General features: G+C 61.4%; 11 protein-coding genes and 2 pseudogenes. 4 read left to right on the top strand and 9 right to left on the bottom strand.

What is annotated here, in order from left to right; all coding sequences use genetic code 11:
• Positions 1-282: 282 nt before the first annotated feature.
• The 3 genes and pseudogenes from MUN23_RS21315 to MUN23_RS21305 all read right to left on the bottom strand — a co-directional run bounded on the left by MUN23_RS21315 (position 283) and on the right by MUN23_RS21305 (position 2884).
• Positions 283-1579 (bottom strand): annotated as a pseudogene (locus MUN23_RS21315) (Y-family DNA polymerase).
• Positions 1580-1635: 56 nt separating this feature from the next.
• Positions 1636-1941: pseudogene (locus MUN23_RS21310) on the bottom strand (LexA family protein); the annotation flags it as partial.
• 628 nt (positions 1942-2569) lie between these two features.
• Entirely contained in the window at positions 2570-2884 is a 315-nt protein-coding gene (locus MUN23_RS21305; protein WP_248760990.1) for a hypothetical protein, read from the bottom strand.
• 1804 nt (positions 2885-4688) lie between these two features.
• On the opposite strand from MUN23_RS21305, the gene MUN23_RS21300 reads away from it, so the two are divergent.
• The 3 genes from MUN23_RS21300 (at position 4689) to MUN23_RS21290 (ending at position 6865) form a co-directional block, all read left to right on the top strand.
• Complete coding sequence (locus MUN23_RS21300) at positions 4689-5348, top strand: HNH endonuclease (RefSeq protein ID WP_248760988.1); 660 nt, start codon at positions 4689-4691, stop codon at positions 5346-5348.
• Between the two features lie 529 nt (positions 5349-5877).
• Positions 5878-6222 (top strand): hypothetical protein, encoded by a 345-nt coding sequence (locus MUN23_RS21295; protein ID WP_248760987.1) that lies wholly within the window; start codon positions 5878-5880, stop codon positions 6220-6222.
• Between the two features lies 1 nt (position 6223).
• Positions 6224-6865: a hypothetical protein gene (locus tag MUN23_RS21290; RefSeq protein ID WP_248760986.1), complete on the top strand. Its 642-nt coding sequence runs from the start codon at positions 6224-6226 to the stop codon at positions 6863-6865.
• Between the two features lie 507 nt (positions 6866-7372).
• Here the strand turns inward: MUN23_RS21290 and MUN23_RS21285 are convergent.
• The 5 genes from MUN23_RS21285 to MUN23_RS23710 all read right to left on the bottom strand — a co-directional run bounded on the left by MUN23_RS21285 (position 7373) and on the right by MUN23_RS23710 (position 10317).
• Positions 7373-7567 carry a hypothetical protein gene (locus tag MUN23_RS21285; RefSeq protein ID WP_248760985.1) on the bottom strand — a complete coding sequence of 65 codons (195 nt, stop codon included), beginning with the start codon at positions 7565-7567 and terminating at the stop codon, positions 7373-7375.
• A 337-nt stretch (positions 7568-7904) separates the two neighbouring features.
• Positions 7905-8237 carry a hypothetical protein gene (locus MUN23_RS21280; protein WP_248760984.1) on the bottom strand — a complete coding sequence of 111 codons (333 nt, stop codon included), beginning with the start codon at positions 8235-8237 and terminating at the stop codon, positions 7905-7907.
• Positions 8224-9429 (bottom strand): toll/interleukin-1 receptor domain-containing protein, encoded by a 1206-nt coding sequence (locus tag MUN23_RS21275; protein WP_248760983.1) that lies wholly within the window; start codon positions 9427-9429, stop codon positions 8224-8226. Before MUN23_RS21275 ends, MUN23_RS21280 begins: the two co-directional genes overlap by 14 nt.
• A gap of 205 nt (positions 9430-9634) precedes the next feature.
• The gene (locus tag MUN23_RS21270) at positions 9635-9916 is read right to left on the bottom strand and encodes a hypothetical protein (RefSeq protein WP_248760982.1); all 282 of its coding nucleotides are present in this window, start codon (positions 9914-9916) and stop codon (positions 9635-9637) included.
• Between the two features lie 164 nt (positions 9917-10080).
• Entirely contained in the window at positions 10081-10317 is a 237-nt protein-coding gene (locus MUN23_RS23710; protein WP_371875949.1) for a hypothetical protein, read from the bottom strand.
• A 676-nt stretch (positions 10318-10993) separates the two neighbouring features.
• Between MUN23_RS23710 and MUN23_RS21260 the strand changes: the two genes are divergently transcribed.
• Positions 10994-12282 (top strand): IS3 family transposase gene (locus MUN23_RS21260; RefSeq protein ID WP_248760978.1). Its coding sequence is split into 2 segments (ribosomal slippage): positions 10994-11267 and positions 11267-12282, totalling 1290 coding nucleotides; the frame shifts between segments, so codons are not numbered across the junction.
• 220 nt (positions 12283-12502) lie between these two features.
• Here MUN23_RS21260 and MUN23_RS21255 read toward each other — a convergent pair.
• Positions 12503-13879, bottom strand: a complete 1377-nt coding sequence (locus MUN23_RS21255) for an MFS transporter (RefSeq protein WP_248760977.1) — start codon at positions 13877-13879, stop codon at positions 12503-12505.
• Between the last annotated feature and the right edge of the window lie 213 nt (positions 13880-14092).

Raw genomic sequence — 14092 nt, 5'->3', positions numbered from 1 at the left:
GGAACCCTTAGCGAGGGCAGATAGACCGGACCTGAATGCGCCAGTGTTCGATGTCGACGACGTTCCCGACTCCTACGGGCACGTTTCGGCGGGTTTCCCACCACGAGTCCCTGGTGAACGAGTGGACAGGTTCTTAGGTGACAGCCCAAATGCGTCCGTTGTAGCGGATGGCCAGGGGAGTGCCTCAGGCTGCGAATCTGACGTCCACGGGGGTGTTGAGGGTGGGAGCTTCGTGAGTGATGGTCATGTGCTTGATTTCTTCCTGGGTGCAGACAGCAGCCGTTAGGCCGCTTTGACGAGGGGGAGTTCGTCCCAGTGGGTGGTGTATCTGGGGGAGAGCATGTCGCGTTTCATGGTCCACTCCGGCCCGCCCCGGATTGCGCCGTGCTCGAGGCCGATGGAACCGCGGCCGTACCTTCGGGTGACGTCTTCGAGAAGGGTGTTGATGTGGCCCTCTTCGTGTGGGTTTTCGAACAGTGACAGGAGTGCCTGGTTGCCGGTGGGGCGCAGGTCGGTGACCATGATGCCTGCCCGGGCGTAGCGGACGCCTTCGACGATCCGGGGCAGGAGGGCGTGGCCGGCTTTAGTCAGGATTACCGGGTCAGCGGTGGGCATCGGTTACGGCACGCAGACTGAGGGGTAGGAGGTGTCGTTGGGGTTGAAGTGGGAGGTCCCGGCGAACGCGGTGAGGACTTTGGCCTGCAGCCCGTGTTTGGCCAGCCGGGCTGAGGCCTGCTGCCCGTACACGCTCATGACCTGCCTGATCCCCGCGGCGGTGGTGATGGGTTTGGCGAAGGAGCGGGAGAGGATCAGCTGGTCCCGGCCGATCCGTTCTTCTTCCATGGGGATGCAGGCGGTGCCCTGCAGTTCCAGGACGGTGCGCATCATCACGACCGAGAACTTGTCCCGGATCGCGACCGGGTCGGCCCGGACCAGGTCGGCGATGGTGAAGATGCCCATCACGTTCAGCCGCCCGGTCAACCGTCCGGCGATGCCCCACACTTCCTCCACGGACAGCCGGCCCAGCAAGGCCTCCCGCTCCGCTGCGGGGACGGAGTCCCAATGGCACACCCCGGCGAAGGCCTTGTTGTTCTTCGCCCACTTGTTGGCCAGCTTTGCCAGCGTTTTCGTCGGGGCGATCCCGACGCAGACCGGCACGCCGACGTGCCGCCGGACGGCCGTCTTCATGGACCGGCCCATCGCGGCCAGCTCGGCTGGGGTGCCTTTGACGCCGAGGAAGGCCTCGTCGAGCTGTAGACCTCCAGCCAGGCCGAGTACGGCCCAGCAGGGTTGATCACGTAGGCGCTGATGTCCCCGTAGAGCTCGTAGTTGCTGGACAGCGCGACCAGGCCCCATTCCTTCGCCCGCGGTGCGAGTTTGAACCAGGGATCGCCCATGCCGATGCCCAGGGCTTTGCTTCGGGGGAGCGGGTGACCGCGCACCCGTCATTGTTGGACAGCACGATCACGGGCTTGCCTTCCAGGGATGGGTCGAAGGCCCGCTCCGCGGAGGCGTAGAAGCAGTTCACGTCCACGTACCCGATCTGCGGCATGTGCCGCATAAGCGCCGGCTTAGACATCCCGCGCCGCCGAACAGGTACCACGTTCCCATTCCCGTTTATCGGAAAAGCGCGCGTTAGACATGATGTAAACACCTGGTCGCTACGCCCCAGATGGTCAGGTCCGACAGGGCGGGGACCTCAATGTCCGGGTACGCCGGGTTCTCCGCCTGCAGCACCACCCCTGTCGGGGTGATCCGCAGCCGCTTGATCGTCAGCTCCCCGTCCAGGACCGCGACGACCACGGCCCCGTCGTGCGGCTCCAGCGCCCGGTTCACGATCAGCTCATCCCCGTCACTGATCCCGGCGTCTGTCATCGACTCCCCGCACACCCGCACCACATAGGTGCTCGTGACGTCCTTGATGATTCTCTGTAGAAAGTGCCTGTTCTGCCCGGTTTGTCGTTGAGCTGCCGCCCGGTTTCTTTACGCCATTTCAAGTGTTCTTGGGATGAACTACGTTGCTACGGACCGCTTCAGAAGACGGAATACGTACACTTTGGGCTGAGGCAGGTGTTCACCGAGTCAGGCCAAGATTGCAAAGGAGAGATCCCGCTATTTGCGAAGTCAACACGTCATTTGAGCGCCCGTAAGGGGAACCCTGAACGGACAAGCTCGAGTGCACGAAAGGGATCGGTCTACGGTGCGCCTCAGTCAGACGCCAGCGGCTCTGTCCATTCATTTGCTGGCAGCCTTTCTCGCAGCAATGCGGATTGACCTGATCCAAGAATCATCTCGGTGTCGAGATGGGCTGGGTCGACTTGTCTGATGAGCTCGCGACAGCGTCCGCAGGGAGGTAAAACGCAGCGCAAGCCGTCACCGTCTCGCCAAACGGCGACGATCTTTGGCGACCTGGTACTCGCCGCTGTGAGCTGGCCAAGTCTCACCCGCACCTCAACATCCCTGGTGGCTGCACCATCGAGTTTCACGAGGCGCAGCCAGTCCCCGGATGGTGAGCCCACGCCACGTAGCTGCAGGATGCGCCGCCGATTCGGCTCCGCCTGCACTGCAGCTACGGGGCTCGGATCCCGTCCGGATCTACGACCCACCAGAGCCCCCCGTGGGTCGAGACGTTGTGGCACTTCACCTCGCCAGGCCCCTCGTGCGCGTAGAAGTAGAGCGGATGCCCGTTGTAGGTGACCTGGATCGTGCCGTCCCGCCGCTTCGTCGTCCCCAGCAGCGCTGAGTCGACCTCGCCGCTAGCGGTCGGCGCTCCGTCGGTCAGCACGGGTGGCCACGCTTCAGCGCAGTCGTCGTAACACTCCGGCCTGATGCTCTCCTCACTCTCCCAGATATAGATGGCCTGCTTTTTGGCATCGAAGAGCATCTGGCCGAAGTCGCTCGCGGCTGTGGTGATCGTGGTGCCCGGCTCTCGCGCGCTGGATGGCTGACTCGGCGGGGGTTGCGGGCTCTCCGGTGTCGTAGTGCTCGCCCTCGGAGGCGGGGTAAAGTCCGGGGCCTCGCTCGAGGTGCTGCTTGCGCAAGACGACGCGACGAGTGCGAGGACCACCGCAGCCGCCGCTCGCAGTCCGGGTCTGGACACGCTGTGCTCCTATCGGCAGGAGCGGGCGCCCCCGGCCAGGTCTTCGGGGTTGGTGATGATCAGACAGTGGGGCAGTTCGGTTCCCATCATCTCAGCCTTTGTCGAATATCGGCGGGCGGAAGGCGGCGAGTCCGGTGGCGGGGGACTGCCACCCGACTCGCGTGGGTCAGTGAGCGGCTGTGGCCGTCAGGGTGCGGGGCGACGGCGCCCGGCAAGCAGGACGGTGCCGAGCAGCAGCTTCAGGACGACGAGGCCGAAAATCGCGCCGTACAAGGGGTCGCTTCAGAAAAAGGAAAAAATCGTACGCTAAGGCCGCGTGGAGAAAAGTAACGGCTGGACCGCAGCTTGTCGATGGAAGCGGGCCAAAAGTCCGTCCGTAGGGGGAACGCTCTACGGGACGATCACTGGCAATTACCGTCATAGCGGCTCTTGGTCGGTACTCGCCCGCTCGGGATGCTCCCGTCGGTCTCGGGCTAGGGTCCTGCCGGGCCGCGCGAAATTCGGAACGGGCTTCCGCCCTTCCCGCCGTACTACCAATTGCGCCAACGGTTGAGTAGAAAGCGCGGTGAGAGAGCTGAGCGTGTTGCCTGGAACGGCAACGAACCCCAAACTCTAGGGCCACACGGCCGGTACGCGGGTTAGAGCCGCCTCTACAGTCGAGCCTTGCGACAGGGTGTTTCACCGGGTTGAGCAATCCCCGGAATCGAAGGAGTGCCAGCACCTACAGCCGACCCTTGCGGGTCTGCCAGATCGCAAGGCATATGCCGCCACTGCCCACGAGTAATGCCGTGGGTCTTGCGAGCTACTCAGTAGCCAACCGACAACCGACCGTCCGACCGACGCGGTGTCAACGCTTGCCCTTAGTCCCACAGATCCCTGTGGGGCAACAAGGCAAGCCCCTGCCCTCATCCCTCCCTCTGCGGTGTCCGGTTCTGTAGAACCGGTCCTAAGGGGCCGGCCGAATGGCCGGCCCCCACCGGAGGCTAGTCAAGGGGTGCGTGGATGATCGTCAAAACCAGACGAACGACGTTCACCAGGAAGCTGAACATCGCCCACGGAGGTTTGTTCCGTTTAGATTTCTTCATCGTGTTCCCTTCAAAAGTTCGGGAACCGCAGCCCTGCTGCTTCGTGGCGCTGATGCCTAGGGCATACCGTAGGTGGTGTATAGCAATACACACCCTGGGTGCGGTTCGGTTGGACTGTCCCAGGAACACTGAGGCCCGTTCCCGCGGGCTTCAGGCGTTTAAGACAGCTGTCAGTGATGGCTACGATCTGAACGTAAATCTTGATCCGGTATTTCCCGGATCAATCCGTCGGCGATTCCTGTTGCCGGCTTGTGAGTTTCAGATGAATGGGGCCGGCTACGGCTTGGGCCTGCCCCGGTATTAGCAATGGTCGAGATCAAGATCAGATCAAGACCTAGGGCCGTTCCTCCGGGGCTCCACGGCCACCACAGACCGCAAATACATAAAGGGCATCTTTGAAGCTGGCCGTTGAACTCAGGCTGAAAACTGCCCAGCAATACTGGTAAACCGGGCATCGATACGATGAAATGGTCTGAAAATCCGCTACAGGATGGGGGACCGCTTTGGCCAAGAAAAACGTCTGCGCAATGGACGGTGACGGCAATCCGATAACGTGCATCACAGGCAAGGATTACAAGGGCAAGGGTCGGTGCACCACGCATTATCAGCAGTGGTGGCGGAAGCAACCCGAGTGCCGTGCCGATGGGTGCAAGACCAAGCTGTTTTCCAAGGAGAGGAAGACGCGGGCCGACTACTGCAGGCCGCATGAACAGCTGGCTCTGACGACCAGATCCCAAGCCGCCCAGGATAAGACGCTGGCCAGATTCCTTTGCGCTATCGAGCCGGACTGGATCTATGGTTGCTGGATGTGGCGGGAGCGGCCAGATGATGGCTACGGGAAGTTCCACGCAGGCGGGCCCTGGTTGGCCCACCGCTTCGCTTACGTCTGGTTCTACGGCGGCCATGCCAGGGGGAAGACTTTGGATCACACATGCAACCGGCCGCTCTGCGTGCGGCCAGACCACATGCAGGTTGTTACCGGGACGGTCAACACCAAGCGCCGCGATGCGAGAGCCTTCGCTCCCGCTGGCGACATCCCGGTCAGCTCGGAGATGGACGTATGGGCCAAAGCCAATGGCTTGCCCTACGGGGACCCGGCCTGGTGGGAAGCCTTACCGGTTTCGCCGCCATCGGAGGATGCCCCGAAAGTGACGTGGGTGTAGCCCACACGTTGCAGCGGGCCTAAGGGGCCGGCCTCCTCGGTCCGTCCCCTTAGGCCCTATCAGATAGTAAAGCTCCCCCGCGCTGAACCCTGCTGGACGTACAGGACAGGCTCAACGAGCTACTGGCCGAGGGCCGGCTGTCGCTGGAGCGCGACGCCGAACAGGTGGAGGGCACGGCGAGTAGCGCCGTGGGGCGCGTTGTGCACCATCTGGACGAAGCACGCCAGATCCTGGCGTGGATCGAGACCAAGGACTAGTAGCTAAGGTCGTTACCTGCGTCCCGGTGGGCCCCGCAGACGACTTCGAACATTACTTGTATGTCACGGGCAATTGCTCTGTCTGAAATGAGTACACGTTACTCGTGTTTGCCTTGACGCAATGGGATTGGATGTTGGCACGCCGTGGATGTGCGGCCAGCCGGGCAGGCCCCGGTCGTGCGGCTGGATCAAGACGCTGTGCGACGAGCACGCAGGGATGAGGAGCCATGAAGCGAGTAGCCGCACTGTTAGCCGCGGCAGGAGCAAGTAAAATGACCCCATTCACACGCACCGGGCTGCAGGTGGCAGGCGCTTTCGGCGCACTGCTGATCACCTTCGGCATCGGTGCCGGATCTACTTCCGCTAAGACCGTCGAGGTCGAGCGGGTGGTAGAGGTCACCCCTGCCGCTTGCCAGCGGTACATTGACCTGTCCGAGCAGGTGCTCGGCTACGCCAGCGAGGGGCTGGGGTACAGCTCCGACGCGATGGAAGCAGCGGCGCGATTCAACATCTCCGGGATCGAGGCCTCCACCGCCAAGCTGGACACCCTGGCGCTGAAAGTCGAGGCGCTGTCCCCGCAAGTGATCGCCGCCAAAGCAGAATGCAGAGGCTACTGACATGGGCGGCACCGTGGAGACCATGAAGTACACAAAGCCCCTGGCTACCGTTGTGCTCATTGCTGCGGCTGCTGGACTCGGATTGTCCGCTTGCAGTAGCAACAACCCGAACGCTACGGCGCCTACCGTTACGCCTGTCGGCGGTAGTGCCAGCTCCGCTGCAGCTCCGGCTGCTGCAGAGCCGTCCAAGTCTGCCCGCGGCAACTTCATCAAGGCGATTGGTGAGCCTGCCGGGATGTTCGATTCCGAGACCAAAGAGGCGACGGTCAACTTCACCATCAACGCCATTACGGTTGACGCTGCGTGCACGGCGCAGTTCGCGCAGCCGGCCGAGAATGGCCACTTTGTGGTCCTGGACGTCACCGCCGAGACGACGCCGGCACTGGGCAACGCTACGGTCAAGTCGTTCGACGTCAGCCCGGTCAGCTTCAAGTTCATCACCGCTGCTGGCACGACGTTCAACGGCAGCTTGTGGACCGGCCCCTCATTCTTATGCCTGGATGACGCTGAGACGTTCCCGAGCGCCGGCATGGGGCCGGCTGAGAAGGTTGCTGCCAAGGTCGTTCTGGACGTCCCCGAAACCACCGGCACGCTGGTGTTCCGGGATCTGTTCGGCTCCGCCTCCTGGGAGTGGAACTTCTAATCGTTCCCTGGCTGGACTCCACCGGCTCATCTCAAGGGCGACTCGAAGCCAGTACCGTCTAAACGCGCCCTCAAGCCGTCAGAGCGCCTAGCAGTGGCCTGTTTGGCACTAAGTACCTTAGAGCCATGAGAGGCTCTAAGATCGCCGCTACGGGCCGTTCTACAGGATAGTTCCCATTTAGAGACAGGTCGATGGCGGCTTGGAATCGCGGGTCGAGGGATCGCTTCGATGACGTCATTGAACGACCGCCATTGGTTGCTTTGAAGCCTTCCAGCCAACTCCTGTGGCGTGCCAACGAATACCTGCTCAGGATCTCCTCTTCGGCCCAGGACTTCTTGAGATCGGTGTGCAAGTCATGCAACGTACCAGGTACTTCGCTTGCTACCTCCAGTTTGTAAGAGACAAGCGCGGCGATGACTACAGCAATCAGCGACACCGCCGGCGCGTAAGTAGGCAACCCCGGCAATACTTCGCTCCATGAGTCCGGCTCCAGGAACAGTATGGCCACTATGGCCCCGGCGCCCACAGAGAGAAGCACCTTGACAACGGTGGTGACGTACTGCTTGCGCTGTTTTGCGGCTTGGCCGATGCCCCGCTCTCGGAAAAGGCCAGCTCGATCACGCCGACGACCAATGTTGCAACGGCAAGAAAAAGGACAACCGCGAACAGCAAGATCGGTAGAACAAGAGCATCCTGATCCATAAATCTTCTCCTTACAAACATGCCAGCGCGGGATTCCGGCAGGTGGTGGGATTGGTAGGCGCCTTCGGCCCGTGGTTGTGCCCGCTGGTAGCCTCGGTGCGCCTTGGGACTCTACCTGCGGGCTCACGGTGCAAGTTTCACCTGTCTGAACGAATTTCGGCCGGGCTGGCGGCGGCCGCCCTCGAACGATTACTCCGTTATTGACAGAGACCGGCAGGCAGCGCAGCCAGGGCAAACCCTAAGCGAGACCGTTCAGCCGACTCAAAGTCTCTTCACTAGAGCGGGCACATAGTCGGAACGAGGTCCCAGAAGTCGCATCGGGCGTTCCCACAGGCGGCTACCACTGGTTCTGGCGTACGGCTTCGGCGTTGGAGATTACGTCTGAAAACGCTGCTTTGGCCCGTTCCGCGGCGCCGCCGAAGATCCCGTCCAGAAGCGGGGACCAGCCTTGGGGCGAGGCCTCAAAGGCAGCGCTGAGGGCTTTTTCTGGCTGGTTCCTTGAGCGCATGTACTTCCATGTGTACCGGCCGTACCCTCCACGCCACCCCCGGTATAGGTCAGGGTTTACTACTGCGGCATCGGCGGCCATTAGATCCATGAATATCTCGGCCCTGTCGAACACCTCGGCATATTCTTCCTCGTCCCCGACGTAATCCTCAAAAAGAGGCATCAGGAGTCGGAAGATATGGTCGGAAATAGGCGTGTGGCGCTTCCCAATACTTCCGCTGAGGAGTCCCTCGATCAGTTTCGTCTGCCTCGACACCGTTGTCTTCAGCGATCACGAGCGCAGACGGTATCCATTGGATCTCGCTCACAACCTGGCGGGGGCCGAACTCCATCACGACAGGGATTTTGCCGTTGGTGGTCCGTGCCTCCGGATCCGCAACGAACGCCCGGAGAGCGCCGTAGTTGTCGCGTGCTATGGCTGCCATGCTGGCTACGTGGGCGATAACAACGAGAGGGTAGCCGCGCAGAGCCAAGAGTGCGGTGTTTCCTGAGGTCCGCTGCGCGGTGGACGCCAAGTCTTGAACGAGGCGTGTCCAAATGGGTTCATGACGGCGCAAGCCGTACATCGCGCCTAGCTGAATGAGCTGGAACGCGGGCTCCAAAGCCTTGTCATACTGCTGGATCTGCTTGATGAAGTACCCAGCATGGGCAAGCTGGGAGTTGGCAACCGCAGACGGCATGGATGTGGGGAATTTCTCTGGATCGTTCAGGACACTCCGAATTGGCTTCAGGACGCCCTTGGCCAGGTCCTCCAACGAAATGTCGCCGTTGGGATCGCGCAGGAGAGCTTTGATTTCCTGTATCTTGACCGCGCGTGGGGAATCGGCCTTCCGCGACTCCGCCATACCTACCGCAATGGCAGGCTCGATTGGCTGTTCTGCCAAGTGTTCCGGTAAGACAATCCGCTTAACAACCTCCGCGAGTCGAATTGTTTGGAGGGTCTCCGACTCTCCAAACAGATCCGTGCGTTGAATCGACCCAAGCGTCCGTCCAGCCCCAAGGTTGTAGTCCGGCACAACGCACTCACTAAACCGGACCGGCAAGAGCCAATCGGTGCTGGGCGGCCGCAGACGATACTCATCAGCTGCCAGCACTAGTTCAAGGTTCTGGTAGGTCTTGGTCTTTGCGGCCGTGTGCTCGGAGAAGCACGCTATGAACACCAGACTTTCGGACTTGATCGCTGCGCGGATCTGATCTTCCCAGTTCTGCCCAGGCCAGAGATCCTTGGTATCCCGCCACACCGAAACCCCGACAGCCTCAAGCACTTCCTGGAGCCTGTCAACCCTTTCCTTGTCCTCGTGGACGTACGAAATGAATGCATGACGTTGAGATGACTTGGTTTCCCCTTGATTCACACGCTGATCTTAGGCCACAGAGATTGCTGGCTACCATTTCCCTAGGGCGCGTCTGCAGGCTGAGAAGAGTCTGAGGCACCCGATCACCCACGCAGCAGCAGGAAGGGAGCCCGCGCCGGCATAAGTACGCCCAGCGCAGCGGACATTCGGATCCGCAATAACGGCGGAGGCCGCGGATTCGCGATCCGTGGCCTCCGCCTTGTGTCTAGGGTTGTTTCGGATCTGCTGTACTGGCGGTCCAGAAATCGTTCATGGCCTTCACGGCCTCCTCTTTCGTCATGGCGGCCACGGTCTCCTCCGGGATCTTTGCCGTTCTGGTCAGCAGGATGACCAGCTCCAACGGCAACGCGTTCTGCGGCACCTCAGGTGTGCCCCGGTCAGGCAGGCTGCCATCGTTCACACATGCCCAGAATTCGTCCACTGTGACCTCTAGTTGGTCCTTGAGGATTGCACCCCAAAGCGAAGCGCCATAGGTAGTCCTGTCCACGGGCCGTGAAATTCGTGTCCGCAGGATCCGCCCGTCATGCAACGCAAGTTCATAGGTGGCGTGGTGGCGAACTTTCTGGCCCAGCGCGTTTAGCACAGGCTTCCAGTGTTCGATTTTGCAAAAGGACTCGTGGTCATCTCTGGCGGCGGGTGGGTACTTTTGGCTCACCGCGTGCTACCGGTCAGCCACTCCGCCAGCTGCTCATCAGCGGAGGCATCGATGATCTGCACCAGCGCCCAGTTTCCGTCGTGGTTCGGTGCAGTGCTCAAATGATCTTCCCAGTCTTCGGCGTAGTCTCGGAGGGCATCGATCAGGTCAAGGGTGGCCTCCTCGAGTGTGGTGCCCTCAGCTGCCAAGGGAAGGCCCGGGATAAACATTGCCCATGCCCCGTCCTCAGGCACGACCTGAACATTTGCCGGTGTAGTCCTCACCAGAAACGCACGGAGCCGGTCTGTGTTGACCACCGAAGCCGAACTTCCCCCACGCGTGACCACTGACAAGCCGCCGCGGTCGCTTGTATCAAGGATCGCTTTTAAGGACTTTCGGGCATCGGCGAAGCCAAAGGTGCGTCGCTGATGAGTTGGAGTAGTCATACATGCATCATGCATTACGTACATGATGTACGTCAAGGACAAGAAGTACATCAGAATTCGTCGACCACGTCGACTGATTGGCCTCTTAGTGTGGGGTAGGTGACAGGAGTTTTCGCCTCCCCTTCCCCTCCCGTTGGTTCGTCGCCGATAAATGGCCTCTTGTCGTGTGTAGCGGTTCGCCGCGGATGCAGTCCTAGGCCAACATTTTCAGAGGTTCGCGTGCGGAGGAGCCGGAATGCCCCCGCAGCCCCAAGGTGTGGTCATGGTTATGGACTCGGTCTTGTTGCCAGGCGCCCGGGTAGATCCCCCTGCCGCGCCGGCACGGAGCGTGTGGCATCCTGTTCGTGGCTGCCAGGAGGCTCTCGATGCGGAGCCGTGGTGGGCAGTGGGGTGTGAGTTTCTATGACAGCTCGGTCGATGGCGTCGAAGCCATTGAACCGTCCCGGGTTTGATGCCGCTATCTAATTTGAGAAAGATAGTGACTATGCCCAAGCAGTTCCCGCCCGAAGTCCGTGACCGTGCAGTGCGCATGACCATGGATCGATTGTCCGAATATCCGTCTGTTTATGCTGCCTGCAAGGCACTGGCGCCAAAGCTCGGCGTCGGCCCCGAATCGCTGCGCCGCTGGGTTGTCCAGGCCCAGGTCGATGCCGGTGAGAAGACCGGACCAAGCAGTGACGAGCTGGAAGAAATCAAACGGCTCCGGGCTGAGGTGCGGGACTTGAAAGAGTCCAACGAGATCCTCAAACAGGCCTCGATTTTCTTCGCGAGGGAGCTCGACCCTCGCCGCCGCTGATCTGTCGATTCATCGACGAAATGCGCGCTGAAGGTTATGCGGTCGAGTCGATCGGTGCCGTCCTGCGGGAGCAGGGCGTGCAGGTCGCCGCACGAACCTACCGGGCGTGGAAGAAACGCCTGCCAGCCCTGCGCACCATCGAAGACGCCCGCATCACCGACGCGCTCCGCAGTTTGAAAGTCCCCGACGCGAAGGGACGCCCCCGGCCCGAGATCATCTACGGACGGCGGAAAATGACGCAGTGGCTGCGCCATAACGGCTTCCCGGAAGCCTCCAAACACACCGTGGACCGGCTCATGCGCGAAGAGGGCATGAACGGCCTCATCAGAGGCCGCAAGACCCGCACCACCATCCCCGGCAAGGACGGCCGCCGCGCCGGCGACCTGCTGAACCGGAACTTCACCGCCCCGGCCCCGAACCAGGTCTGGGTCACTGATTTCACCTACGTCCCGGTCTACTCCGGATTCGTCTACGTCGCCCTGGTCATCGACCTGTACTCCCGGGCGATCGTCGGCTGGGAAACCTCCACCGTCAAGGACACCGCGTTCGTCGAACACTGCCTGCGGATGGCCCTGTGGCGGCGCGAACACACCGACCGCCCGGCACCGGCGGGACTGATTCACCACAGCGATGCCGGAAGCCAATACACCTCCATCCGTTACACCGACACACTGGCCCTGGAGGGCCTGCAGCCGTCCATTGGCAGCGTCGGTGATGCCTATGACAATGCAGCCGCCGAGACGGTGATGGGGCTGTTCAAGAACGACGCCGTCGCGAAGGATTCACCGTTCCGCGCCGGGGCGTTGAAGACCGAAACCGACGTGATCGAGATCGTCTTCGAGTGGGTCCACTGGTACAACAACGAACGCCTGCATTCCGCACTGGATCACCAGACGCCAGAGCAATACGAGCAGACATATTATGATCTACAAACCGGCACGTTACCCGACGCAACCGCCAACAAACAGGCGGCATGATTCCCGGGACGGTTCAGAGTGCCCGGATTTGTGCGGCGGTGAGTTCTCCGCCGGTCATGCGGTGGCCAGGCTGCGTTCGCGGATGAAGACGTTCAACGCGGCGAGTTCCGGCGGGTTGCGTGGGTGCTCCTGATTGTTGGTTGTCCGTCGTCCGGCCATCTCACGGCAGCGGCCCACGACCAGCGTGGTGCTGTCCGTGGGCCGTGCTGTTGCCGCCGGGTTAGGGCGTGGTTTTGTGGAAGGAAGCCAGCGTGTCATCCGTTTGAGCCGGCAGGGTGGCTGCCTGTTTGTTGTCTTCGTCGCCGAAGAGGTTGCTGCCCTTGGTTTCTTTCATGGTCAGCACGGCTGCCAGGCCAATCAGTCCGACGAGTACGAGGTAGAACGCGGGCATCATCTGGTTGCCTGTCTGGGCGATGAGCCAGGTCAGGACGTACGGTACGGTGCCGGCGAAGATCGCTGCGGTGATGCTGTAGGCGATGGACAGGCCGGTTTGACGTGTGCGGGTCGGGAAGAGCTCGGCCGCGGCTGCCGCGTGGACGCCGAGGATGAGTGCCAGAATAACGCCCAGACCGATGGTGCTCACCGCGCCTGCCCATGGGGTGCCGGACTGCATGATCAGGAACAGCGGGTATGACAGCACGATTAGTGAGATGGCTGCAGCGATCAGGAGCGGTTTGCGGCCGATACGGTCCGAGAGCGCCCCCATCAGGGGTACGAGGATGAGTCCTGCGACGGATGCCACGGTGGAGAGAAGCGCGGCGGTTCCCGCGTCAAAGCCCAGTACGGATTCCTGGTAGGTCAGGAGGTAGACAAGTACGACGTAGAAGGTCACGTGCATCATGATTTCCAGCCCGCTCATCTGCAACAGTTGCTTCCAGTGCCGAGTGAAAACCTCTTTCACCGGGCTCTGGGGGATGTTGTCGAGTTCTTCCAGTGATTTGAACTCCGGGGTGTCCTCGATCTTGGTACGGATGTAGAAGCCCACCACACCTAGCGGAACGGCGATGAGGAACGGTATGCGCCAGCCGCCGTTCTCTATTGTCGACGCGTCCATCGTGCTGGTCAGCACGAACACCACCAGGGAAGCCGCGAGAAAGCCCAGGAGGCTACCGAACTCAAGCCAGCTGACACCGAAACCGCGGTGCTTGCGGGGCGAATACTCCGCCAGAAACGCAGCCGCGCTGCCGAATTCTCCACCGGCGGCCAGGCCCTGCACGACGCGGGCAGCTATGAGCAGGACAGGAGCCCAGATGCCGATGGCATCGTACGTCGGCAGCAGGCCGACAACGAGAGTAGCGCCGCTCATCGACAGGATGACGATCGATAGCGTCTTTTTGCGCCCGATCCGGTCGCCAAGAGTTCCGAAGATCAGGGCGCCGAGCGGCCGGACGCCGAAGCTGATGGCAAAGACCGCGAAAACAGAAAGCAGGGCTGCCGTGCTGTCCTGTTGGGGGAAGAAGACGACGGCGATCGTCGAGGCAAGATAGGCGTAGATGGCCCACTCAAACCAGTGGACGAAGACGCCGATGGATCCGGCCGTGATGCTTGTACGCAGGCCTTTTCGGCTGATCCGCCCCTCAATATTATTGGTGTTCACTGTTACTCCTGGAGGAAACAATCCGATGCTGGGGTTGTGGGGGAGCGAGTCCGCTGTGGTGGTCCGCGTTGACCGCCATTCCGGAACTGGCTACCAGGAACCCGTGATGTGGATCACGCCCAATTGCTGGCATGTCCTATCCTTCCCCTGCGCGCCGAATCTGTCTAATAGCCATTTCATGGAAAGTGCATCTGATATTTCGATGAAGGTGTG

The sequence above is a fragment of the Pseudarthrobacter sp. SSS035 genome (genome assembly GCF_023273875.1).
Taxonomy (GTDB): Bacteria; Actinomycetota; Actinomycetes; order Actinomycetales; family Micrococcaceae; genus Arthrobacter.
This window is presented reverse-complemented; position numbering and strand designations above follow the sequence as displayed.

Coding starts and splice junctions, on each gene's coding strand:
- MUN23_RS21305 (WP_248760990.1), bottom strand. CDS start 2,884: ATGCTCTTCGATGCCAAAAAGCAGGCCATCTATATCTGGGAGAGTGAG.
- MUN23_RS21295 (WP_248760987.1), top strand. CDS start 5,878: ATGACCCCATTCACACGCACCGGGCTGCAGGTGGCAGGCGCTTTCGGC.
- MUN23_RS21290 (WP_248760986.1), top strand. CDS start 6,224: ATGGGCGGCACCGTGGAGACCATGAAGTACACAAAGCCCCTGGCTACC.
- MUN23_RS21285 (WP_248760985.1), bottom strand. CDS start 7,567: ATGGATCAGGATGCTCTTGTTCTACCGATCTTGCTGTTCGCGGTTGTC.
- MUN23_RS21280 (WP_248760984.1), bottom strand. CDS start 8,237: ATGCCTCTTTTTGAGGATTACGTCGGGGACGAGGAAGAATATGCCGAG.